At 54.4% G+C, this 24556-nt stretch carries 20 protein-coding genes; 11 read left to right on the top strand and 9 right to left on the bottom strand.

The window, feature by feature from the left end; all coding sequences use genetic code 11:
- Together Dpoa2040_RS14410 and Dpoa2040_RS14405 are read left to right on the top strand one after the other, a co-directional pair.
- The coding region (locus Dpoa2040_RS14410; protein WP_246867310.1) for a hemagglutinin repeat-containing protein at positions 1 to 5106 on the top strand (5106 nt) is incomplete at its 5' end.
- A complete protein-coding gene (locus Dpoa2040_RS14405; protein WP_168641694.1) occupies positions 5093 to 5350 on the top strand; it encodes a hypothetical protein in 258 nt (85 codons plus the stop codon). The genes Dpoa2040_RS14410 and Dpoa2040_RS14405, both read left to right, overlap by 14 nt.
- 257 nt (positions 5351 to 5607) lie before the next feature.
- On the opposite strand, the gene Dpoa2040_RS14400 is transcribed toward Dpoa2040_RS14405, so the two are convergent.
- A complete protein-coding gene (locus Dpoa2040_RS14400) occupies positions 5608 to 5790 on the bottom strand; it encodes a hypothetical protein (protein WP_168641693.1) in 183 nt (60 codons plus the stop codon).
- Between Dpoa2040_RS14400 and Dpoa2040_RS14395 the strand changes: the two genes are divergently transcribed.
- The 7 genes from Dpoa2040_RS14395 to pepT all read left to right on the top strand — a co-directional run bounded on the left by Dpoa2040_RS14395 (position 5745) and on the right by pepT (position 11356).
- Positions 5745 to 5897 carry a hypothetical protein gene (locus Dpoa2040_RS14395; RefSeq protein WP_168641656.1) on the top strand — a complete coding sequence of 51 codons (153 nt, stop codon included), beginning with the start codon at positions 5745 to 5747 and terminating at the stop codon, positions 5895 to 5897. The genes Dpoa2040_RS14400 and Dpoa2040_RS14395 overlap by 46 nt on opposite strands.
- Positions 5857 to 6135, top strand: a complete 279-nt coding sequence (locus Dpoa2040_RS14390) for a type II toxin-antitoxin system ParD family antitoxin (protein ID WP_168641692.1) — start codon at positions 5857 to 5859, stop codon at positions 6133 to 6135. Before Dpoa2040_RS14395 ends, Dpoa2040_RS14390 begins: the two co-directional genes overlap by 41 nt.
- A gap of 508 nt (positions 6136 to 6643) precedes the next feature.
- On the top strand, positions 6644 to 6883 hold the full coding sequence (locus tag Dpoa2040_RS14385; protein WP_168641691.1) for a FeoA family protein: 240 nt from the start codon (positions 6644 to 6646) through the stop codon (positions 6881 to 6883).
- A gap of 102 nt (positions 6884 to 6985) precedes the next feature.
- Entirely contained in the window at positions 6986 to 7213 is a 228-nt protein-coding gene (locus Dpoa2040_RS14380; protein WP_012769649.1) for a FeoA family protein, read from the top strand.
- A gap of 22 nt (positions 7214 to 7235) precedes the next feature.
- Positions 7236 to 9560, top strand: coding sequence for a Fe(2+) transporter permease subunit FeoB (feoB, locus tag Dpoa2040_RS14375; RefSeq protein ID WP_168641690.1), 2325 nt, complete (start codon positions 7236 to 7238; stop codon positions 9558 to 9560).
- A gap of 36 nt (positions 9561 to 9596) precedes the next feature.
- On the top strand, positions 9597 to 9818 hold the full coding sequence (locus Dpoa2040_RS14370; RefSeq protein ID WP_042870762.1) for a FeoC-like transcriptional regulator: 222 nt from the start codon (positions 9597 to 9599) through the stop codon (positions 9816 to 9818).
- A 269-nt stretch (positions 9819 to 10087) separates the two neighbouring features.
- A complete protein-coding gene (gene pepT, locus Dpoa2040_RS14365) occupies positions 10088 to 11356 on the top strand; it encodes a peptidase T (RefSeq protein WP_042870760.1) in 1269 nt (422 codons plus the stop codon).
- A 121-nt stretch (positions 11357 to 11477) separates the two neighbouring features.
- Here pepT and Dpoa2040_RS14360 read toward each other — a convergent pair whose 3' ends face one another.
- The 8 genes from Dpoa2040_RS14360 to rluE all read right to left on the bottom strand — a co-directional run bounded on the left by Dpoa2040_RS14360 (position 11478) and on the right by rluE (position 20093).
- The gene (locus Dpoa2040_RS14360) at positions 11478 to 12599 is read right to left on the bottom strand and encodes a cupin domain-containing protein (RefSeq protein WP_168641689.1); all 1122 of its coding nucleotides are present in this window, start codon (positions 12597 to 12599) and stop codon (positions 11478 to 11480) included.
- A 148-nt stretch (positions 12600 to 12747) separates the two neighbouring features.
- Positions 12748 to 14190 (bottom strand): two-component system sensor histidine kinase PhoQ, encoded by a 1443-nt coding sequence (gene phoQ, locus Dpoa2040_RS14355; RefSeq protein ID WP_168641688.1) that lies wholly within the window; start codon positions 14188 to 14190, stop codon positions 12748 to 12750.
- Positions 14191 to 14222: 32 nt separating this feature from the next.
- On the bottom strand, positions 14223 to 14891 hold the full coding sequence (gene phoP, locus Dpoa2040_RS14350) for a two-component system response regulator PhoP (RefSeq protein WP_042873924.1): 669 nt from the start codon (positions 14889 to 14891) through the stop codon (positions 14223 to 14225).
- A gap of 271 nt (positions 14892 to 15162) precedes the next feature.
- The gene (gene purB, locus Dpoa2040_RS14345; RefSeq protein WP_168641687.1) at positions 15163 to 16530 is read right to left on the bottom strand and encodes an adenylosuccinate lyase; all 1368 of its coding nucleotides are present in this window, start codon (positions 16528 to 16530) and stop codon (positions 15163 to 15165) included.
- 157 nt (positions 16531 to 16687) lie between these two features.
- A complete protein-coding gene (gene hflD / locus Dpoa2040_RS14340) occupies positions 16688 to 17320 on the bottom strand; it encodes a high frequency lysogenization protein HflD (protein WP_168641686.1) in 633 nt (210 codons plus the stop codon).
- 411 nt (positions 17321 to 17731) lie between these two features.
- Positions 17732 to 18841 carry a tRNA 2-thiouridine(34) synthase MnmA gene (gene mnmA, locus Dpoa2040_RS14335; protein ID WP_168641685.1) on the bottom strand — a complete coding sequence of 370 codons (1110 nt, stop codon included), beginning with the start codon at positions 18839 to 18841 and terminating at the stop codon, positions 17732 to 17734.
- Positions 18842 to 19027: 186 nt separating this feature from the next.
- Positions 19028 to 19486 carry an NUDIX hydrolase gene (locus Dpoa2040_RS14330; protein ID WP_042870748.1) on the bottom strand — a complete coding sequence of 153 codons (459 nt, stop codon included), beginning with the start codon at positions 19484 to 19486 and terminating at the stop codon, positions 19028 to 19030.
- Complete coding sequence (gene rluE / locus Dpoa2040_RS14325) at positions 19479 to 20093, bottom strand: 23S rRNA pseudouridine(2457) synthase RluE (protein WP_168641698.1); 615 nt, start codon at positions 20091 to 20093, stop codon at positions 19479 to 19481. Before rluE ends, Dpoa2040_RS14330 begins: the two co-directional genes overlap by 8 nt.
- A 139-nt stretch (positions 20094 to 20232) precedes the next feature.
- On the opposite strand from rluE, the gene icd reads away from it, so the two are divergent.
- A complete protein-coding gene (gene icd, locus Dpoa2040_RS14320; protein ID WP_042870746.1) occupies positions 20233 to 21486 on the top strand; it encodes an NADP-dependent isocitrate dehydrogenase in 1254 nt (417 codons plus the stop codon).
- 796 nt (positions 21487 to 22282) lie between these two features.
- On the top strand, positions 22283 to 24451 hold the full coding sequence (locus Dpoa2040_RS14315) for an EAL domain-containing protein (RefSeq protein ID WP_042870742.1): 2169 nt from the start codon (positions 22283 to 22285) through the stop codon (positions 24449 to 24451).
- The last annotated feature ends 105 nt before the right edge of the window (positions 24452 to 24556 follow it).

Raw genomic sequence — 24556 nt, 5'->3', positions numbered from 1 at the left:
ATCGGTGGTCTCGGTGCCGGTTACCGCCCGGTCGCCCGTGATGAGTCAGCATCGGCAGGCAATGCCTTGTCCGGGGCGGCGGTGGCGCTGTCCGGTCAGAGCGGTGGTCTTAATGCCGGTTACCGCCCGATCACCCGTGATGAGTCGGTATCGGCGGGCAATGCCCTGTCCGGGGCGGCGGTGGCGTTGTCCGGTCAGACGGGCAGCCCGGTGGCTGGCAACGGTGTGCCTGCCGGCAGTGCGCTGACGCCGTCGGGTATCCCGGCCCTGAGTGCCGCCGGTGAGGTGCCGGTGGCTGGCGCGGCCCTGAGTGCGCTGTCGCTGAGCGACCTGCAGGCGGTACTGACGCAGGGGCTGGCACCGGTGGCTGGCCCGTCGCTCACTGACTACCCGCTGCCCACCAGCCAAAATGGGCTGTTCGTGGCGGATACCGCCGACAACAGCCGCTACCTGATACGCAGCAACCCGCTGCTGAGCCAGCTGGGTCAGGTGGACAACCGCCTGTTTGGCGACCTGCGCGGGCTGCTGGGGCAGACGCCGGGCACCACGGTGCCGGTGGAAACCAGCGCGACGCTGACCGACCCGACGCAGTTCCTCGGTTCATCCTACCTGCTGGGCAAGCTGAATCTGGATGCGGAGCACGACTACCGTTTTCTGGGGGATGCGGCGTTTGACACCCGTTACATCAGCAACGCGGTGCTGAGCCAGACCGGGCAGCGCTACCTCAATGGCGTGGGGTCGGACCTGGCGCAGATGCAGACGTTGATGGACAACGCGGCGGCGGCGCAAAGCCGGCTGAACCTGCAACTGGGGGTGAGCCTCAGTCCGGAACAGGTGGCGGGGCTGAGCCACAGCATCGTGTGGTGGGAGAGCATCACCGTCGGTGGGCAGACGGTGCTGGCGCCGAAGCTGTATCTGGCGCAGGCGGATAAAACCAATCTGCAAGGCAGCCGCATCGTGGCGAACAGCGTCAGCCTGAGTGCGGGTGGGGATATCGACAACCGCGGCAGCACAGTGACGGCGCTGAACGTACTGAATATCACCAGCGGGGGGCAGGTCACTAACAGCGAGGGCGGGCTGCTGAACGCGGGGGGCGCGCTGAATCTGGTGGCGCTGGGCAACCTGACCAACCGTAGCGCCACGATACAGGGCAATACGGTGACGCTGGCAAGCGTCAGCGGGGATATCGTCAACACCACGACGACCAGCCAGTGGCAGACGGCGGCGAGGGATGGCCGGGGCGGCGGGTCGCTGACGCGCACCGATATCGGCCAGACTGGGCTGATAACCGCACAGGGTGGGCTGACGCTACAGGCGGGGCACGATATCGCGCTGAACGGGGCGCAGCTGAGCGCGGGTGGGCCGCTGGCGCTGGCAGCAGGCAACGACCTCCGGCTGACGGCGCTGACCACGCTGACGGACACGGTGAACCAGACCGGCGGCGCCCGTAGCGAACGGCGCAGTCAGAGGCTGGTGCAAAGCCAGCTTGCCAGCGGGGGCGACCTGAGCCTGAGCGCCGGGCGCGACCTGGTGAGCACGGCGGCGCAACTGGGCGCCACGGGCACTATGGCGCTGGCGGCGGGGCGGGACCTGAGCCTGCTGTCCGCTGAGCAGGAGCAGTTCGGCTCGAACGCCTGGAACCGGCATCTGGACTGGCAGCAGACGGTGACGCAGCAAGGCACGGCGCTGAACGCGGGCGAAGGCGTGAGCCTGCGGGCGGGTCAGGACCTGACGCTGCAGGGGGCGCAGGCGGAAACCCGCGGGGCGCTGACGGCGCAGGCGGGGCGTGACCTGAGCCTGCTGTCGGCAACGGAAAGCCGGCACGACTTTTTTGAAGAAACCACGGTGAAGAAAGGTTTCCTGTCCAGCACCACCACGCACACGCTGCGGGAGCAGGAGCAGACCACGGAGAAGGGGACGCTGCTGTCGGCGGGTGGCGTGGCGCTGACGGCGGGACAGGATATCGGGGTGCGCGGCTCGTCGGTGGCGGCGGACGGCGATGTGGCGCTGACAGCCGGGCGCACTATCACCACGGCGGCCAGTGTGGAGACCTACCGGCAGTATGAGGAGGTCAGCCGTAAGAAGAGCGGGCTGTTCAGCGGAGGCGGCATCGGCTTTACCATTGGCAGTACGTCGCAGCGTCAGACGCTGGCGGCAGCGGGGACCACGGAAAGCCAGAGCGTGAGCACGCTGGGAAGCACCAGCGGGACGGTGAGCCTGCGGGCCGGGCAGGACGTGAACCTGACCGCCACCGATGTGATGGCGGCGCGGGATATTCAGGTGGTGGGCAATACGGTCACCATTGACCCCGGTTACGACAGCCATCGTCAGTCGCAGACGATGGAGCAGAAAACCGCCGGGCTGAGCGTGGCCCTGTCGGGGGTGGTGGGGTCGGCGCTGAACAGCACGCTGCAGACGATGCAGGCAGTGCATGAGCAGAGCGACAGCCGGCTGAAGGCGCTGCAGGGGATGAAGGCGGTGCTGTCGGGGTATCAGGCGTATCAGGGCACGCAGGTAGATACCAACAACAAGGGGGCGTCGTCGTTTGTCGGTCTCAGCGTGTCGCTGGGGGCGCAGCGTGCCAGCAGCAGTCAGAGTAGCGAACAGTCGCAGAGTTTTGCCTCGACGCTGAGTGCAGGCCATGATATCAGCGTGGTGGCGCGTCAGGGCGATATCACCGCCGTCGGCAGCCAGCTGAAAGCGGGCAACAACGCAGAGCTGACCGCGGCTCGCGGGATTAACCTGCTGTCGGCCCGCAATACCGAGTCGCTGACCGGCAGCAACCGTAGCAGCGGCGGGAATATTGGCGTCAGTGTCGGGCTGAGCGGTAACAGTGCCGGGCTGAGCGTGTTTGCGAATGCCAATGCGGCCAAAGGCCGCGAGATGGGCAGCGGCAACAGCTGGTCGGAAACTACGGTGGATGCGGGGCAGCGGGTCGGCCTGACCAGTGGCGGGGACACGCGGCTGACCGGTGCGCAGGTCAGCGGCGGGCGCATTGTGGCCGATGTGGGCGGCAACCTGCTGCTGGCCAGTCAGCAGGACAGTAACCGTTATAACTCGACGCAGACCAGTGTGTCGGCGGGCGGTAGCTTTACCTTCGGCACCTTCACGGGCAGCGGTTACCTGAGCGCCAGTCAGGATAACATGCACAGCAGCTTTGACAGTGTGCAGCAGCAGACCGGGCTGTTTGCCGGTCAGGGCGGCTACGACATTCACGTCGGCAACCACACCCAACTGGACGGGGCGGTGATAGGCTCGACGGCGGGTGCGGATAAAAACCGGCTGGATACCGGGACGCTGGGCTGGAGCAATATCGGCAATCAGGCGGCGTTTTCGGTGTCGCACAGCGGCATCGGGCTGAGCGCCAGCCCGTCGCTGGGGATGTCGGACATGCTGAAATCGGCGGTGCTGACCGTGCCGTCGGCACTGATGTCGCTGGGGCGCGGCGGCAACGCCAGCAGTACCACCTACGCGGCGGTGAGCGACGGGGCGCTGGTTATCCGCAATCAGGCCGGTCAGCAGCAGGACATCAGCGGCCTGAGCCGTGATGTGGCACACGCCAATAATGCGCTGAGTCCGATATTTGACAAGGAGAAAGAGCAGAAGCGGCTGCAGACGGCGCAGATGGTCGGTGAACTGGGCGCGCAGGTGATGGACGTTATCCGCACCGAAGGTGAAATCCGCGCGGTGCGTGCCGCGGAAGCCAGCGGCAAAGTGGACCGCCCGGCGGATAACGACTCCGACGCGGCGTGGGATAAATACCGGAAAGACCTGACACAAACGGCGGATTACAAGGCGGTGATGGCGTCGTACGGTACCGGCAGCGACCTGCAACGGGCGGCGCAGGCGGCGACGGCGGCCATTCAGGCGCTGGCCGGCGGGGGTAACCTGCAACAGGCGCTGGCGGGGGCCTCGGCACCGTATCTGGCGCAGCTGGTAAAAGACGTGACGATGCCGGCGGACGAGCGGAAGGCGACGGCCTCGGACATCGCGGCCAATGCGATGGGCCACGCGCTGATGGGAGCGGTGGTGGCGCAGCTGTCGGGTAAAGATGCGGTGGCGGGCGCGGTGGGAGCGGCCAGCGGTGAACTGACGGCGCGGCTGCTGATCATGAAGGAGCTGTATGGGGGGCGTGAGGCCAGCGACCTGACGGAAGCGGAAAAACAGTCGGTGAGTGCGCTGGCGTCGCTGGCGGCGGGACTGGCATCGGGGATTGCGTCGGGCAGCACCGAGGGTGCCGCCACGGGCGCCCAGTCCGGGCGTAATGCGGTGGAGAATAACTTTTTAAGCAGTACATCCTCAGCGAAACGGGATGAACTGGCGGAAAAAATACTAAAAGGTGATAAATCTCTGAAGACGGCTAAGGAATTCCTGGAGCTTGAGAATGCGGATCAGCGAAGTGATGCGTTAGTCGCGCTGTTCAACAAAGATCCGGCATCAATGTCTGCAGGAGAAAAAGCGGAGCTGGCAAGTTATCTGAGGGTCTACGCTTCCGAGATGCAAGCTCAATATGGGGAAGCGGTGACCAAAGAACTGATCACTGGGATGCTCGCGGGGCGGGATTACCTGAAGTCAGCCCCTCAGACGGAAGCACAGCGAAAAGCCCAGAGCATTATGAATACATGGGGTTATCACAAATCCAATGCGAGTATTGGTGATGCGCCGGTCATTTTCGTAGGCAGTGTGTTGGGTGTTACGGTGAAAGGTATGGCAGCTAATGTGGCAATTGGTGTGGGTGTGAATGCCGGGGTTCAACTTGCAGGAAACGATCCGTTCAGTTATGTGGATGCAATTATGGCAGGAGTAACAGCGGCAGCAACGACGGGGAAAGGTATTATAGCCTCAACACCTATCAATATGGGCGGCGCAGCAATTGGCAGTAGTATTAAGGGTGAAGAACCGACTAACGCTGTTGCAGGTGCTGGAGCGGGTACTGTTATTGGTGGTCTCGGAGGTGAAGTAATAAAAGGAGCCGCCTCAAAACTTGGAAAAGATGCTATATCTGATTTAACAGGTACAGTTATCGGGGGCTACATCAGTGAGAAAACAGGAAATGTTGTAAAAGATATTCTCGATAAAAAGGATGATGCGAATGCCAAAAAATAGCCTTATTAGATTATCTAAGTTGATATTATGCTGCTTGGCTTTATTTTTAGTTGCTGATACGGCATTGGTACTTCTTGCATCATTAATTGTTTATTTTAAAAAAGATTTTTTCCCATTCAGTTGGCAGGACGTTTTTTCATCCTTTTTTGAATCAGGATATGTTGGAGGCCTTATTTTAGGTGTCGGAATATGGATAAAGGTCACGCTAGAAGAACGTAAGGCCCGAAAAAAGCCAGCCAAATAATCCTATAACAAAAATCCCGGCCCCTAAAACAGGCTGGGATTTTTTTATCTGCTTATCAGACTCTGAGTTCCACTTAACTATCAATCACCAGCCGCCCTGAGTGGCAGCGGTAGCCCGAAAAAGCTTCAACCCCCGGACAGGAAATGTTTTGTCATTACCGTCATGCCGACGGAATGACAAAACCACCCGGTCAGGGCCATGCCCCGACACCCCAGCGTTAAAACCAAAACCCCCGGTATGACCGGGGGTGGTGTTGGTTACTCGGCGAACTTAAGGCCGCCGGGATAATGCTTAATCCAGTTGGCGGCGTCCGGGTCAAAGGGTTCGATGCTGAGTCCTTCGAGACAGTGCCACAGCTCGCGGGTGTTCTGGGCGGTGGTGCAGTGATGAAAACGTGCTGCTGGCCGATCTGGTGGTGGATGAAGTGGCTGGCAATCCATCACCTGACAAGAGTGAAAAAATGGATATGATTAAATCCTACCCATTGGGATGCAAAGAGGTTCGCGATGAGAACGACACAGCATATGAGTATTACATTACCGAATGAAATGGCCGCTCAGGTGAAAGCCCGCGTCGCCAGTGGTGAATACGCCTCAGAAAGCGAAGTGATCCGCGAAGGGCTGCGTGCGCTGATGGCCCGTGACAATGCGGTTGATAACTGGTTGCGCGAGCAGGTTGTGCCAGCCTGGGAATCACTGCAACGTGGTGAAAGTACGGCCCTGATCGGCGAAGAGGTTAGGAGCAAACTGAAAGCCATGCACAGGAAAGCGATCGGAGAGGCGTGAGGATTATCAGGTGGTGTATGCAACCTCTGGTTATGTACCATCCAGGCGTTGCAGGTGGTTCATGCCTCAATACGTCAGGTGGAGCAGCCGGATGCTGAGCGTGACAGGCTGGGAAGACGGAGAAGTAGCGAAAACTGGTGGTTCCACGTTTCCCGTTCATCATCGTGTATAGCGTTGAGGAATCAATTGTTCGTGTGCTGCGCGCACTACTTACCTCCCGAAAAATAGCGGGACATTACCGCAAACGTTAGTTCCCTCCGGGTGAGACTGCCGAGCGTGATTGGCAGACAGTTCATGTAAGTTGATTACGACCGGGCAACCCTCATCATTGCAGCGGTTTCAGACATAAGCGCTGTACCTTTCCCCCAATCTTCACCTCCCTTGATGCACATCAAGAGGCCGCTTACAGACAGGAATATGATTGATAATCGTTATTAGTTGCTTTGATGCATCGTCGCCGCGCGGTTCAACCGGCGGGATGTCGCACCTGTCAGTGAAGGAATGTCGTATGGCCCGGAGTCTTCAAACGCTGCTTGATCTCCCTCTTAACGTGAATGCTGTGGTGGCGCGAATTCGTTCAACGGGCGAATACCAGCAGCGGTTGACTGAGCTTGGCATCCGCGTCGGCGGGCAGGTTCGTGTGATTCAGCGTGATGCCAATCAGCCGTTGATGCTGGCCGCCGGTGACAGCCGGGTGGCAATCAACTGGGAGATGGGTAAGCAGGTGTGGGTGTCGCCACAGCCATAATCAGCATTACAGCCGTTTTATAACCATTGTTTTCTAGAAAGACAGGTTCACGACAACAGTCGTTTCTCTGGTGCAACAAGTGAGTATGAGGGCAACACAGCGATGACACTGGAAGCATTGGCAGTGGGCACACAGTGGCGTGTGCTGGGATTTCAGAAAGGATCGGCGGATTACCGCAAGCGTCTGCTGGCGCTGGGCGTTACGCCGGGGGTGGAGTTTTCGGTGTCGCGTGTGGCGCCGTTGGGCGACCCGATTGAGCTGCGTCTGCGCGGTGCCGCAATTAGCGTGCGTAAAGGCGAAGCACAGATTTTGATACTGGAAAAATGTTAATCCGGGTAGGTAAGGATTTTTTATGAGTACGCAACCCGTAATTTGCGTGGTGGGTAACCCGAACTGTGGCAAAACGACGTTATTCAACGTCCTGACCGGCGGTAAGCAGACCGTTGGCAACTGGCCGGGCGTGACGGTAGAAAAGAAAGTCGGAAGCTACCGTTATCAGCAGCAACAGGTGACGTTGGTGGATTTGCCGGGGGTGTACTCGCTGAACCCATCTTCCGAAAGTTCGGAAGATGAACGGGTGGCGCGTGATTACATCCTGTCCGGCGAAGCCAATCTGGTGCTGAACATCGTTGATGCTTCCAACCTGGAGCGAAATCTGTACCTCACCGCGCAGTTGCTGGATATGCAAGTGCCGATGGTGGTGGCCATCAATATGATGGATATCGCCGCCGCACGTAAGCTGGATATTGATATCGCCGGTTTGCAGCAGCGCCTGGGATGCCCGGTCATCCCGATTACCGCCAGCCAGAAGAAAGGTATCGGGATGTTGCATGAGGTGTGCCATGCAGCGCTGGCGCAACCGGTGATTTCGGCGGTATCGATTCCTTACGATGCGCCGCTGAGCCAGGCCGCGCAGGCGATTGCGGATCAGTTACAGGGGCAACCCGCGATTCGTAACCCCTATTGGCTGGCAATTCAGTTGCTGGAAGGCGATGTGACGGTGCGTAACCGGGTGCCTGCGGATACGCTGGCCTTTGCCGATGCCGAAGTGACCCGGCTGGTCGCCGAGTATGACGACGAGCTGGATATCTTTCTGGCGGACGCGCGTTATCAGTTTGTGGGAGCGGTGGCGCGTGAGGTGATCACCCGTCGTGGTGAAGCCTCTGCCACCCTGACCGACAAGATTGACCGCGTTGTGCTGCATCGTTTCTTCGGTATTCCTATCTTCCTGTTGGTGATGTACCTGATGTTTGTCTTCACCATCAATATCGGCAGCGCCTTTACCGATTTCTTCGACAAGCTGTTCGGCACCCTGATGGTGGATGGGTTCGGCGAGCTGTTGCTGGCGTTGAATACCCCTGAATGGCTGAAAACCCTGCTGGCGGATGGCGTGGGCGGCGGTATTCAGACCGTGTCCACCTTTATTCCGGTGATTGGCTGTCTGTATCTGTTCCTGTCCTGGCTGGAGGACTCCGGTTATATGGCGCGGGCGGCGTTCGTGATGGACCGGTTTATGCGCAGCATCGGTTTGCCGGGGAAAGCGTTTGTGCCGCTGATTGTCGGCTTTGGTTGCAACGTGCCTGCGGTGATGGCGACCCGCACCATGGAGCGCCATAGCGACCGTGTGGTGACGGTGATGATGGCGCCGTTTATGTCTTGCGGCGCGCGGTTGCCGGTATACGTGCTGTTTGCTTCCGCCTTGTTTGTCGAGGGGGGGCAGAATCTGGTGTTCGGGCTGTATCTGGTCGGTATCGCTGCGGCGATTGCCACCGGCTTTTTGTTGAAAAATACAGCGCTGAAAGGCGATGCGTCCGCGTTTGTCATGGAGATTCCGCCTTATCACCTGCCCAGCCTGCGCAGCGTGCTGATCCGTACCTGGGAGCGCCTGAAAGGGTTCCTGTTGCGTGCCGGACGGCTGATTGTGGTGGTGGTGACGGTGCTGGGTTTTCTTAACTCGATGGGGACGGACGGCTCCTTTGGTAATCAGAATACCCAGAAGTCGGTGCTGTCGGCGGTGGGACAAGCGATTGTGCCGGTATTTAAACCGATGGGAATTCGGGAAGAGAACTGGCCGGCGGCAGTCGGTGTATTCACCGGAATTTTCGCCAAGGAAGCGGTTGTCGGTACGTTGGATTCACTGTATGGCGCGATGGCGGCGTCGCAGGGCGGCAATGCGAAAGCAGAGGAAAAAACGTTTAGCTTGTTCGGTGGTGTTCAGGGCGCGTTGGCAACCATTCCGGAAAATCTCGGCAAACTGGGGGACGCGGTGCTTAACCCGTTGGGGATCAATGTTGGTGATTTGAGTGATACCGCCACGATTGCCAAAGATAATAAATTTTCCGTGACCTCACTGACGGTGATAGGCCAGCTTTTTGATGGTCAACTGGGCGCGTTCAGCTACCTGTTGATGGTGCTGTTATATATCCCTTGCGTGGCGGCGGTATCGGCCATCTGGCGTGAGGTGGGTACCGCCTGGACGCTGTTCTGTGCCGGATGGACCATCCAGATTGGGTATAGCACCTCGGTAGTGGTATATCAGATTGGGCGTTTTGGTCAGCACCCGCTGTATTCGCTGTGCGTGCTGTTGGGCGTTGCCGCGATGTTGTGTGTCACCGTGATGCTGTTGCGTCGCAATGGCTTGCAACGCCAGCGTGTGCCGGTAGGGGAAGTGGAATAAGCAGTCAGGCGGGCCTACACCCGCCGGGGAGAGATGATGACGCTACTCGAATTGCGGGATTTTGTCCGCGAAAGAAAAAAGGTGTCGCTGCAAGACATCAGCACCGCTTTTCAGGCAGAGCCGGGTGTGGTGGAAGGAATGCTGGAGGTGTGGGTGCAAAAAGGCAAAATCCGCTTTCACAGCGGTGAAGCGGCACCAAAATGCGGTGGCTGCTGCGGCTGCGATAAGAGTCTTGGTCAATATTACGAGTGGTTGTAACTTTCGCAGGCCGACGGATATCGAGCCGTCGGCCCAGGTTCCTGTCTTGTGGCGACGGTTGTCGTCAGTCTCTGTGTTGGTGAGTTGCTAAGCTGTGACTGGCTTTCATTGATTGCGCGTCTGGCATGATTGCAGGTTCGCGGCCCTGAATGATGGGCGGCCTGAGGTGGTTGTGTCAGGTGGAAAGCCAATAAAAACTGACCTGACGCAATATGTGGCACTGACACCCTCTACATAATGAAATTTGTAATCCATCGGAGGGGGTGATGATGGAAAAATTGCTTGATCGTTTTCTGAATTATGTTGCGTTTGATACCCAGTCCAAGCCGGGTGTACGGCAGGTGCCGAGCACAGAAGGGCAATTGAAACTGGCGCAGGCATTGCGACAGGAATTAACTGAGCTGGGGCTTGAGCAGGTATCTATCAGTAAGCACGGCTGTGTGGTGGCGACGTTACCGGCCAATGTGGCCTGGCCGGTGCCGGTGGTTGGATTTATCGCCCATATGGATACCGCGCCGGATTTCAGCGGTAAGCATGTCAACCCGCAGATTGTGGAAAATTACCGTGGCGGTGATATTGCTTTAGGCATGGGTGACGAAGTGCTGTCACCGGTGATGTTCCCGGTGCTACATCATCTGTTGGGGCACACGCTGATTACGACCGACGGCAAAACGCTGCTGGGCGCGGATGACAAAGCGGGAATCGCGGAGATCATGACTGCGCTGGTGCGGCTGAAAAAGCGCCAGATCCCACACGGCGAGATTCGCATTGCCTTTACGCCGGATGAGGAAGTCGGTAAGGGTGCACAACATTTTGATGTTGAAGCATTCCGCGCTGAATGGGCTTACACGGTAGATGGCGGCGGTGTGGGTGAACTGGAGTACGAAAACTTCAATGCGGCGTCGGCGGTGGTGAAGATTATCGGCAACAATGTGCATCCCGGTTATGCCAAAGGGGTAATGGTTAATGCGTTGTCGCTGGCGACGCGGTTTCATCAACGCGTACCGGTCGATGAGACACCGGAACAGACCGAAGGCTATCAGGGCTTTTACCACCTGCACAGTATGAAAGGGAGCGTGGAGCGGGCTGAACTGCACTACAGCATCCGGGATTTTGAGCGTGATGGCTTTGAACGGCGTAAGAAAACCCTGCTGGATATTGCTGAGACGGTGGGGAAAGGGCTGCATCCGGATTGTTATATCGAAGTCACGATGACTGACAGCTACTACAACATGCGCGAGCAGGTGGAGCAGTATCCGCATATTATCGCGCTGGCACAGCAGGCGATGCATGATTGCGGCATCACGCCGTTGATGCAGCCGATTCGCGGTGGTACTGATGGCGCGCAGCTGTCCTTCCGGGGGCTGCCGTGTCCCAATCTGTTCACTGGTGGCTACAATGCGCATGGTAAACACGAGTTTGTGACGCTGGAAGGGATGGAAAGCGCTGTTGCGGTGATCATGCGTATCGCCGAGTTGACCGCATTACGGGCCAAAACCCGGCAGACCAGCAGTGAGAACGTTTCGGTTAAAGCCTGATGGCGTTGGTGGGCTGCCGACAATATTACAGAAGGCAATTCACAGAAGGCAATATCACAGCAATAACACAGAAGACGCCAGCAGGCGTCTTCTGTGTTTTAAGCGGCGGTAACAGTGATAATCAGTCGACAAAATACCAGTAACCGCTGTTCACCAGTGCAGTCAATTGGGCGAGGAATGAGGGGTCATCCAGCGCATCGCCAAGGCATTCGGCAGTCAGTACGTCATATTGTGCCAGTGCGGCTATCGCTTGCGGCTGGTGGCCGCTCAGACGCTCGCCGTTAACGAAACACTCTTCGCCGATACGTAACACCCGCAATCCGCCAAGACGGCGCAACGCTTCGCCCTGCTGGATCAGATCGTATACCTCGCCCGGCTGATAAGGCGGCTCCGGCGGCGCCAGATCCAGTTCATGACGCGATTGGGAAACAAATTCTCCGAACCACTGACGGAAGGCATCTTTATGCTGCACCAGATCCAGCATCATGTTCTGAAGCTTATCCAGTTCCTGCGGCAGCACGTCTGCCGGGTGGGTACGCGTGGGAATGTCTGGATCGCTGTAGCGCTGGCCGCCTAACTCACGGGATAACACATAATCGGCAAAGCCGCTGACCAGCTCACGGGCGCTGGGCGCACGAAAGCCGACCGAGTAGTTGAGCGAATTTTCCAGCGAGTAGCCTTCATGCGGAAAACTGGGCGGAATGTAGAGGATATCGCCCGGCTCCAGTTCTTCATCGATAATGGCGTCAAACGGGGCCACCTGTAGCAGGTCAGGGTGTGGGCAGTGCTGCTTCATTGGCACTTTGTCACCGACGCGCCAGCGGCGGCGGCCAGTGCCCTGAATGATGAAGACATCGTACTGATCAAGATGCGGGCCGACGCCGCCGCCCGGCACCGAGAAAGAAATCATCAGGTCGTCAATGCGCCAGTCGGGCAACTGACGGAAAGGGCGCATCAGTGCGGCGCAAGGTTCATGCCAGTGATCGACCGCCTGCACCAGCAAAGACCAGTTGCTTTCTCCCAGATGGTCATAGCGCTCGAACGGACCGTGACTGACATCCCAGCGGCCATCCTGATGGCTGACCAGTCGGCTGTCTACTTCGTTTTCTATCGCAAGCCCGGCCAGTTCGTCCGGGGTAATGGGGTCGATAAAATGATGGAAACCACTTTTGATGATGACCGGTTGTTTTTGCCAGTGGTGTGTCAGGAAATTTTGCCAGTCGAGATTAAGTTGGTAGTTCATAACGCATTTCCAGTAACAGGGAGCTATCGGCAAGTATAACGAAGTCGCCGCGATAGTGTTCGCCATTCATTCACAGATGAGACGGCAGGCTGAAAAGTTCTGGCTAACTCAATCGACGGCAGACGATAATTGGCGGTGTTGTGTATGGCTAACCAAGGTGCTGTTGGCCGAAAATCGCTTCCACTTTGGCCCCGCCGAGCTGGCTGGCGCCAATCAGGATTTCTCCCTGATATTGCTCGATGATTTCTGCCGCAACCGATAGCCCTATGCCCTGACCGGGGCGCAATGTGTCCGCCCGTTGCCCGCGCTGGAAAATGACCTCCCGTTTACTGTCGGGAATACCGGGACCGTCATCTTCAATCACCAGATGCAATTTTTGACCGGAATAACGAGCGCTGATTTCTACGAATTCCAGACAGTATTTACAGGCGTTGTCGAGAATATTCCCCATCACTTCCATGAAATCGTTTTTTTCGCCAATGAAGGTCAGTTCCGGGGCGATATCCATGGTCAGCACCACGCCTTTACGTTGGTACACTTTGTTCAGCGCTGAACAAAGCGCGTCCAGTTGTGCTGGAACGGAATGAACTTCCCGCGTGATGGTCAGGTGTTCGGTTCTCATGCTGGCGCGGTGCAGGTAATAGCCGATTTGTTGCGAGATGCGGCTGATTTGCGTCAGCATGATCGGCTCGGCTTGCTCAATGGTTAGCTCTTTGCCGGTACGCAGCGAGCGCAGCGTAGTTTGTAATACGGCCAACGGCGTTTTCAGGCTGTGGGTCAGGTCGGTGAGGGTGGTGCGGTATTTGTGATAGCGCTTGCGCTCATTGTTCAGTAGCGTGTTGAGGTTACGCACCAGACTGGTCAGTTCCTGCGGCGGATTTTCGTCCAGATGCTCGCGAGAGCCGTGCTCCAGCTCGCTTATTTGATGCACCAGATGCTTGATTGGCCTCAGGCTCCAGTGCGCCGCCAGCCACAACAGCGGCAAGACCAGTAGCAGGTGAGCGATAAACACGTAGCGGAACCATTCCCATACCATATCCGATTGTTGCAATTCCTGCGGCACGCGGTCCACCACTACGATCACCATCTTGGGCAGACGCTCAGACGCCGGGTAAACATTAACGGCAATCGAATGGGTGAACGGTGTTTTATCTTCTGAGCTGTAGGCGTGCAATTTATCCAGCATTTGCGGATCGCTGCCTTGCAATACCGCATTACTGGTGTTGGAGTCGGCATCCAGCTCGTGATAGTCGGTTTTTTCCAGCCATTCAGGTTTGATCTGCGATTCCATTTCCGGAACGGCACGTTCCCGCCATAGTAGCTTGCCGTACTGATCGTAGATAAACACCAGCGTGGGGTAATTAATGTCGATTTCAGGCGGCGTGGCGATGGTGAGCTGATTGTCGTGCCATTGCGCCAGACTGTAGAACAGGTTGCTTTCACCGCGCAGCAGGCGGAACGACGTTTTGTCGAAACTGAAGCTGTATCCCACCACGGCAACAATGCCGTAGGAGAGCGTTAACGCCAGCACCACCGCAGCGGTTGCGATAAGAAAGCGAAAACGCAGCGAAAAAGGAGATTTTCTCAACATGTTGTCCAGAGTCAAAAGGCCGCCCAGAATGGTTAGATATCGAAGCGATAGCCCTGCCCGCGAACGGTGGTGATGACATCGTGGGAGTCGGCGGACTGCAGTTTCTTACGCAGTCGTCCCATGAGTACGTCAATAGTATGGCTTTCTCGCAATTCGGCGTCTGGATACAGTTGCAGCATCAGCGACTCCTTGCTGACCACCTTGCCGTTGTTGCGGATCAGCGTTTCGATGATGGTATATTCAAATGCGGTCAGCCTGACCGATTCGCCATGTACTAACAATTCCCGGCGCGACAGGTCTACCTCAAAGGGCGGCAGACTGATGATTTGTGAAGCCAGGCCGCTGTTGCGGCGCATCAGTGCCTGCATCCGCGCTACCACTTCCTCGATGTGAAACGGTTTGGTGACGTAATCATCGGCTCCGGCTTCCAGTACCGCCACTTTTTCCTGCCAGCTTTCTCTGGCGGTGAGCACCAGAATCGGTAGTTTGATCTGATGTGTGCGCCAGCGGCGAATCAGACTGGTGCCATCTTCCACCGGCAGACCCAGATCGATAATGGCGATGTCCGGCGCATGTTCCTGAAGGAAATAATCCGCTTCTTTCGCATCCGCTGCCGCATCAACCTGATGCCCCATTTCATTCAACTGGACATTTAGGTGATGACGCAATAGAACATTATCTTCAACGACAAGAATGCGCATGACGTTTTCCTCGGTCATTTTCCTGATGAGAGCTATTAAACGTTTCGTGAGCTACCCAAACTTCGTGAGCTATCCAAACGTAGTGAACGGCCAACATGTTGTACAGAGCTTGTTGTGCGTGCCTGCACACTTACCGCAATTCGGGATAGTCAAAAGCAGAATTATCCTATTTATGGCGGGTGTATCAGCATTATCCACAGTTGTTTTCAACTGAGGCTAAACAATGAGGCAGGAAATAAGTCGGGCGGCACTGATGCCGCCCACAGCGTAGTCAGAGTTCGTCAACCAGTTTTACCGCATGACCGATGTAATTAGCCGGGGTGAGCGCTTTGAGGCGTGTTTTTTCGTCGTCCGGCAGTGCCAGCCCGTCGATAAATGCCTGCATACCTTCAGCATCTACACGCTTGCCACGGGTCAGTTCTTTGAGTTTCTCGTAGGGTTTTTCAATGCCATAACGGCGCATCACCGTCTGAATCGGCTCGGCCAGCACTTCCCAGTTGTGATCCAGCTCATCCAGCAGATGGTCATGGTTAACTTCCAGCTTGCTGATGCCTTTGAGGGAAGCCTGATAAGCGATGACGGCATAACCTACGCCTACGCCCAGATTACGCAGCACCGTGGAATCGGTCAGGTCACGCTGCCAGCGGGATACCGGCAATTTGCTGGCGAGGTGGCTCATCACCGCGTTAGCCAGCCCCAGATTGCCTTCGGAGTTTTCGAAGTCGATCGGGTTAACTTTGTGCGGCATGGTAGAAGAACCGATTTCGCCAGCGATGGTTTTCTGTTTGAAGTGGTTAAGGGCAATGTACCCCCATATATCACGGTCAAAGTCGAGCAGAATGGTGTTGAAACGGGCGACACAGTCGAACAGTTCGGCAATGTAATCGTGGGGTTCGATCTGTGTGGTGTAAGGGTTCCACTTAATGCCCAGCGAGGTTACAAAACTTTCGCTGAACTGGTGCCAGTCAACCGCCGGATAAGCCACCATATGGGCGTTATAGTTCCCTACGGCACCGTTGATTTTGCCGAGAATTTCCACCTGTTGCAGTTGACGGAACTGGCGTTCCATACGGTAGACGACATTCGCAAATTCTTTACCGATGGTGGACGGTGTGGCTGGCTGACCGTGAGTGCGGGACAGCAGCGGAATATCGCGGTACTGCTGTGCCAGCTGTTTGATGGCATCGATAATGTTACGCCAGAACGGCAACAGCACATCGCGGCAGGCGGCATCCAGCATCAGGGCATGGGACAGGTTGTTGATATCCTCAGAGGTGCAGGCGAAATGGATAAATTCGCTCACAGCGTGCAGTGCCGGAACCGATGCCACTTTTTCCTTCAGGAAATATTCCACCGCTTTGACGTCGTGGTTGGTGGTGCGTTCGATAGTTTTAATGCGCGCGGCGTCTTCTTCGCTGAATTCGGCGACAATATTGTCAAGGAAAGCGTTTGCGTCGGTATCAAATGCAGGAACTTCCCTGATTTCTGCACAGGCCGCCAGTTTTTGCAGCCAACGTACTTCAACCTGCACACGGAATTTCAGCAGACCGTACTCGCTGAAAATCGTGCGCAACATGCTGACTTTATCGCCGTAGCGTCCGTCAATGGGGGAAACGGCGGTCAGTGAGGATAATTCCATCGCAAGCAACTCCTGGGATTGTTTTCAAATAAAAAATAATAGATTGATTACCGTCAGCCTGGCGCATGACAAATAGCATCATCATCAACAGTATCGCATGACGGCGGCCTAACCGGAATAAGCTGCTGTCTTCAATCAGTAAGTGTGCCCATTCGGATCAACTGCGGCATCGGGACAGCATCTCTTGTGCGTGGCGTATCAGCTTATTGCGGGAAAACATCAATTGCAGCCGACTACCGCCTACCTGCTGCCAAAGCACCGCCGCACGAATCCCGGCGAGCAACACGGCTCGTACCTTGGCTTGAATCTGTGGGTTTTTCAGCACGTCCTGTGCGCCAGTTACCTGAATGCGCGGGCCGAGTTTGCTGATGACATCCACGTAAATGCCCGCCAGCACATTGATAAAGGTATCCGACAACAGATCGTAATGTTCCAGTTGTCGATCCAACTGCTTGATGCGATTGCCCAGTTCATTCAGCGCATCGCGGTTGTTGTTCAGACGGCGCTCCAGCACCATCAGGCTGAACGTGTAGCGGGATAGCTCAGCACCTAGCCCTTCGCGTGAGGAGTTAAGAATGCCCAGCAGGGTTTCCAGGCCGATTTTTAGGTGGCATTCCGTGTTGTCAAACACATCCAACGTACTGGACGGGTTAATATTCATGATGCTCTTCAGTGACGTTTTTAACGCATCGGCATTGCAACTGCCCTGATGTGCCAATTGCTGCACCAAATGAGCAGACTGGCAGATTCCTGCCATTGCCAGCGTAATGTCATGATAATTTTTAGCCACAATTACTCCTGTCAACATCATCTGGCTGGTGTGGGAATCCGGAATAAAACCGGAGCACGTTGTACCGTTTGTATTTTCGGTTCAGCCCCAGAGCAAAAATAAAAGTCGGTGGATATCGCCCACGTTTGCAATTACTCCACCTAAAGCACTCGCTCAACCTAAAAAAGGCGGTGATCATGCCATAAAAATCAGGATGAACCCAGCGTCAACCCAGTAAAATCCCGCACAGGTTGAAAATCGTCTTACCTGATCGTTCGATAATGCAAAGTTTAGTGTCACGACAACGGAAATGGTGCCCATACTGTGTTTTATTTGACACAGCGCATAGTGTGATTGGCTTGTTTTGAGGGGCGAACCCGGAAACAACAAAGGGAACCACCAGGGTTCCCGTTGGTTAGTTTGATTGGGCGATTATGAGGCGCAAAGGCGCTCTTCGATGATGCCGCCGCCAAGGCAGATTTCACCCTGATAGAATACGGCGGATTGACCCGGTGTGACGGCCGCAACCGGTTCGTCAAAACGGACTTCAATGCGATCAGCGTCAAGTGGTGTAACAAGGCAGGGAATATCAGCCTGACGATAACGGGTTTTGACTGTGCAACGCTGCGGTTCGGTCAGTGGCTCGCGGTTGACCCAGTGCAACTGTTGAGCGATCAACCCGACAGACATCAGGCGCGGGTGTTCATGCCCTTGTGCGACATACAGCACGTTGCTGGCGACATCTTTATCGACCACGTACCACGGGTCGTCACCGCCTTCTTTAACTCCGCCAATACCCAGCCCCTTGCGCTGCCCTAATGTGTGGTACATCAGCCCCTGATGTTCGCCCATAACTTTGCCATCGTCGGCTGACAGGATAGGGCCAGGCTGTGCAGGCAAGTAGCGCGCCAGAAAGTCGCGGAATTTGCGCTCGCCGATGAAACAGATGCCGGTAGAGTCTTTTTTCCGGGCGGTAGCCAGATCCAATTGTTCAGCAATTTTCCGTACCTGTGGTTTTTCCAGTTCGCCGACCGGGAACAGACTCTGCGCCAACTGCTGGTGACTCAGCGTGTAAAGGAAATAGCTCTGGTCCTTGTTGCTATCCAGACCGCGCAGCAGGCGGCTTTTGCCATCCACATCCTGACGACGTACGTAATGGCCGGTGGCAATATAATCCGCACCCAAATCTTCGGCAGCAAATTCCAGAAACGCTTTGAATTTGATTTCTTTGTTGCACAGAATATCCGGGTTGGGCGTGCGGCCAGCGCGGTATTCCGCCAGAAAGTGTTCAAAAACATTGTCCCAATATTCGGCAGCAAAATTAACGGTGTGCAGTGCTATACCCAACTTGTCGCAGACAGCCTGCGCATCAGCCAAATCGGTAGCGGCGGAGCAATACTCTGTATCGTCATCCTCCTCCCAATTCTTCATGAACAGGCCTTCAACCTGATATCCCTGCTGTTGCAGCAGGTAGGCGGATACCGATGAGTCAACACCGCCGGACATACCGACAATGACTTTTTTCTGGCTGTTATCTGACATGGACGTCTCGCGAACTTGATGATGTGGTGTAAAGCGTTAAAGCGAAAAACAGGCGCAACAGGTTAACACATTTCTCTTGATCGCACATTTCTCTTGATCGCACGGTCATCCTGAATGGGGGTAGCCATAAATCGCTTTTTCGGGAAAAAACGACACGCCGCCTGAGAAACAGCGTGCCAGGCAGCATCAGGCTTGGTTGGGAAATGGCCAGTTAAACGCTTCCAGCAGGCTCAGTGGATAGCGCTGGCCGCGTTGATAACACGTCAGACTGGCTGCGACCAGTGGTGAACGTAAACACGATGCTTGCAGAATTTCTTCCGGTTTCAGCCAGTGACAGCAGGCGATGTCGCTGTCGTGTGGCGTGGTGGGCAACCGTTCTGGCAGGTCGATGGTGAAACTAAAACGCAGGAAAGGGGTGTTATCCGGTGCGATCCATTGGTGCAGTTGCAGAAAGCTTTGTGGTGTGGCGTGAATGCCGGTTTCTTCGAACAGTTCACGCTGTGCCGCCTGAATCAGCGTTTCGTCCGCTTCAAGATGACCGGCAGGCTGATTCCATAGTCGTCGCTGATTAATTTCTTCTTCAACGACCAGAAAATAGCCTTCCGCCTGCACGATGCAGGCCACGGTCACATGTGGTTTAAACATGGTCAATCTCCTTCCATTCGCCGGAGTGCAACCCATCAAGAGTCTGGTTGGCTATACTGTAACGAATTAAACGCAGCGTCGGATAGCCGATATGCGCCGTCATCCGTCTTACCTGACGGTTGCGCCCTTCATACAGCGTGATTTTTAGCCAACTGACCGGAATATTCTTACGCTCGCGGATTGGTGGCTGACGCGGCCACAACCAGACTGGTTCTTCCACTTGCTCTACGCCGGCTGGCAACGTCGGACCGTCGTTCAATATCAGTCCGGTACGAAAGGCGCACAGTGCTTCTTCATCAGGAATACCCTCAACCTGAGCGTAGTAGATTTTGGGTGTTTTCTTGCCGGGTTGTGTCAGGCGTGCCTGTAGCTTACCGTCATTGGTCAGGATCATCAGACCTTCGCTGTCTCTGTCAAGCCGCCCGGCTGAATAGATATCGTGGAAAGGAACATAGTTTTTCAGCGTGGCGCGACCGCCCTCGTCGGTAAACTGAGAAAGGACATCGAAAGGCTTATTGAACAAAACAATACGCGTTTTGGTCTTATTTTTTTCAGACCGAGAGCTGAAACGTTTAAGTTTGTGATTTTTAACAGGGAATTTATTCATCATATTACTGGCTGTGGATGACAAAACCATTATACTCGAAATGGTTTGTGATTGGCTCAGGCTAAATATTCAAGTAGTATTGACACGCATCTTACAAGTCATTAACAAAAATAGCGCTCGAAGCTCGAAGGAGAAGTTAATGGAAAGTAAAGTAGTTGTACCGGCAGAAGGGCAGAAGATTACGGTTGACGCTCAGGGCAAACTGGTTGTGCCGGATAATCCGATTATTCCGTTTATCGAGGGTGACGGTATTGGTGTCGATGTTACGCCAGCCATGATTAACGTTGTCAATGCCGCAGTAAACAAAGCCTATCAGGGTAAGCGCAAAATTTCCTGGATGGAAATTTACACCGGTGAGAAATCTACCCAGGTGTATGGTCAAGATGTCTGGTTGCCGGATGAAACGCTGGAGCTGATCCGCGAATACCGTGTTGCCATCAAAGGACCGCTGACCACGCCAGTGGGCGGAGGTATCCGTTCTCTGAACGTGGCGCTGCGTCAGCAACTGGACCTGTACGTTTGTCTGCGTCCGGTTCGTTATTATGACGGTACGCCGAGTCCGGTTAAGCAACCGGAACTGACCGACATGGTCATCTTCCGTGAAAACGCCGAAGATATTTATGCTGGTATCGAGTGGAAAGCCGGTACGCCGGAAGCGGACAAAGTGATCAAGTTCCTGCAAGATGAAATGGGTGTGAAAAAAATCCGTTTCCCTCAGCAGTGTGGTATCGGTGTGAAGCCTTGTTCCGAAGAAGGAACCAAGCGTCTGGTTCGTGCGGCGTTCGAATACGCTATCGTTAATGATCGTGATTCCGTGACACTGGTACACAAAGGCAACATCATGAAGTTTACCGAAGGCGCGTTCAAAGACTGGGGCTACCAGTTGGCGCGTGACGAATTCGGCGGTGAACTGATCGACGGTGGGCCATGGGTGAAAATCAAGAACCCGAAAACCGGTAAAGACATCGTTATTAAGGATGTGATTGCCGACGCCTTCCTGCAGCAGATTCTGCTGCGTCCGGCTGAATACGATGTTATCGCTTGTATGAACCTCAACGGCGACTATATTTCTGATGCACTGGCGGCCCAGGTTGGCGGGATCGGTATTGCGCCAGGCGCCAACATTGGTGATGAATGTGCGCTGTTTGAAGCTACTCACGGTACGGCACCGAAGTATGCCGGTCAGGATAAAGTAAACCCTGGTTCTGTGATTCTCTCTGCTGAGATGATGCTGCGCCACCTGCAATGGTTTGAAGCCGCTGATCTGATCGTGAAAGGCATGGAAGGTGCAATTAAGAACAAGACCGTCACCTATGACCTCGAACGTCTGCTGGAAGGTGCTACGCTGCGCAAATGTAGCGAGTTTGCTCAGGACATCATCGACAATATGTAATCGATGGTGACATCGAATCAAACCTCACGGCGGCTTGGCTTCCGTGAGGTTATCTTATGACGTGCTGCCTGGCAGCAAATTGTCACTTTCTGTACTTGTTTCTCTCACTTCTGTAATATCGATTTTGTACTTATTCCTTTACTTTCTCTTCTATTTTTAATGTGTTTTCTGCACACAAACCCAGTTTTTGCCTGTTATAACATCAGTGAATAAATAGGCGGCTTACTTTTTTTGCTCGTTTCATCACCGTATAAGAATTAAGGTTAGTACTTGATATAACGCTGATAAGTTAATTGTTGTTTTAGTTTCACCCGTCAATTTTCTTAAAGGAAAAGTTTTTTTTCTTCATTTAACCAATTTATAGAAAATTATCTGGTGATATGTCGGTTATAGAAAGTCACAAGCAATAACATTTTATAGTAATAAGTTATCAAGTTTGCATTGATGATTGGGAATAACGATCTATTAAGATAATTAACCACTTGTGTTTGTGTCTGTTTTTATTCAATACCGAGAATCTCAGAAAATCTTGGCGAAGGGTCTTCCTCCTTGTCCGCATTTTGCTATTCTGTTGATGCTGCCCGATAATTTGCATGAAAGATGCGCTTCCTGGAGTGGGAAGAGAGAGCTAAAGAGGGATAGTAGCCAGTTATCGTTTTAAATTTAATCGAAAGATATCGATGGATTTTATTCGTCGATGATTTTTTTTGCGTGAAAAGTTACGGTATCACCGTCGCGACAACAGGCTACAATTTTTTCTGATAGAAAAAACAATGGATAATGTGAGGGGAACCCCATGAGTCGAGCCCCAGCAAATAAAGATGAAGATAGCCGACTTGCGGCGTTAAGAGAGTACGGCATCAGTAAACCGCTGTCTGATCCTGGTTTTGACAATTTGATCAATCTGGCAGCTAACGTTTTTAACGTTCCTATCGTATGGATTTCTCTGATAGAGGAAGAGCGACAGTTGTTTGCGGCCAGCATTGGCATGACGATATGTGAAACGTCCAGAGATGAATCCTTCTGTGCACATGCGATTCTCAAGAAACGGATCATGGTGATCCCCGATACGCGCAAAGATCCCCGCTTCAAAGATAATCCATTGGTTACCGGTGACCCGCACATCCGTTTTTACGCTGGTATCCCATTGCGTACGCCAGGCGGCCTTCCTATCGGCGTGCTGTGCATTGTCGATAATAAACCCCGCGCCTCTCTTAGTGCTCGTGATGCGCACAATTTGCAGGATTTTGCCGCGCTGGTGATGGACAAGTTGGAAATGCGGCGTTTGGATCTAGCTCGCCGGGCCAGTCAGGCGCGCTTTGAGAACATTGCTGAATCATCACCGGATGCCATTCTCTGCGTTAATGACAGAGGGACGATTACCTTTTGGAATGAGTCGGCAGAAAAAATGCTGGAATATGGTCGCGATCAGATTATCGGCGAGCACATCAGCATTATCGTTCCAGATATGTTTGTCGTGCAGTTGCACCATCTGGCGACAGATAAAACCGCCATATTTAAAGGCAGTTCAATTGAATTGGATACGCGTGCCTTGCCCGGCACGCTGATTCCAACCGAGCTGACAGTGTCAATGTGGCATGACAACAACCAGACGCGCTATGGCATTATTCTGCGTGATATCACTGAAAGAAAACGTTACGAGGAACGGTTATTCCTGCAAGCGCACCGTGATCCGCTGACAGGGCTGGCTAATCGAACATTGCTAACATCCACGTTGGATCTGGTGCTGAAAAATGGTGAACCAGCCTCCATCATGATTATTGATCTGGATGGCTTCAAGGATATTAACGATAGTCTCGGCCACTCCAGTGGTGACGAGATTTTATCCAGCGTTGCCAGACGATTACAGGATAATGTTCATACCGGCGATCTGGTTGCCCGCATGGGGGGCGATGAATTTGCTATCCTGTTGCCTAACCAGAGTGACGAACAGCAGGTGGCAAAACTAGCGGAAAAAATCATTTATGATATTTCGCAAGCCGTACCGGTCGATGATAAGCAAATCAACACCAGTGCCAGCATTGGGTTGGTCATTTATCCGGCTCATGGGACTACTGTGCAGGATTTGCTTACCAGTGCTGATCTGGCGTTGTATCAAGCGAAAGCCGATGGGCGTAACTGTTATCGCTTTTTTACTCGTGAACTGAGAGAAGTATTTCAGGCCCGTCATGCTTTCCAACTGGAGTTTATTCGGGCGTATGAACAAGAAGAATTCGAGGTGTTTTATCAGCCTCAAGTCAGCCTGATTGATAGTAAGGTCGTGGGGGCTGAGGCCTTGCTGCGCTGGCGTCATCCTTATAAAGGATTATTAGGTCCGGCGGCATTTATGGCGGCACTGGAACGTGGCCCTTGGGCGGAGCGTATTGGCGACTGGGTCGTACGGTCTGCCTGTCAACAAGCTTCTGAGTGGTGTCGGTCTGGTGCTGAGAATTTCCGTATCAGTATCAATTTATTTGCAGCTCAGTTTCGCTCAGGCATGTTGGCGCAGAAAATCAAAGACATTCTGACACAAACCGGCCTTAAGCCTGGTTCACTGGAGCTGGAAATTACGGAAAACATCATACTGCGGCATGATGAAAATATGATGAAGCCGCTCAATGATTTGCGGAGCAGTGGTATTGGCATTGCTTTTGACGACTATGGGACGGGATATGCATCGCTGAGTATGTTGAAACATTATCCGGTCACGCGGCTTAAAATTGACCAGACTTTCGTGCGAGCTATGTGTGAGTCAGCGCCCGATGCGGCGATTGTCCGCGCTATCCTTTATCTGGGTAAAAGTTTTGGTCTGGATGTGATTGCCGAAGGCGTCGAAACACAAGAACAGTGTGAAAGGTTGCTCAACAAAGGATGCGAGCAGGCGCAAGGGTATCTGTTTGGTCGGCCTATGCCGGCAGCAGAGTTTGAGAAATTGTTAGATCTGGAGGATACGCCTCTGGTTTGATGGCTACATTACGATGTAACTGGCATGGTTTCAGCAGGGTAAATGCGAATAGATATCGCAATATTTTTGAGTTATCAGTGCGTGCTGTGGCGAAAAGCAATAAAC

It is taken from the genome of Dickeya sp. CFBP 2040, assembly GCF_012273755.1.
GTDB lineage: Bacteria > Pseudomonadota > Gammaproteobacteria > Enterobacterales > Enterobacteriaceae > Dickeya > Dickeya poaceiphila.
The sequence above is the reverse complement of the archived record's forward strand: the minus strand, read 5'-3'. Positions and strand labels throughout refer to the sequence as shown.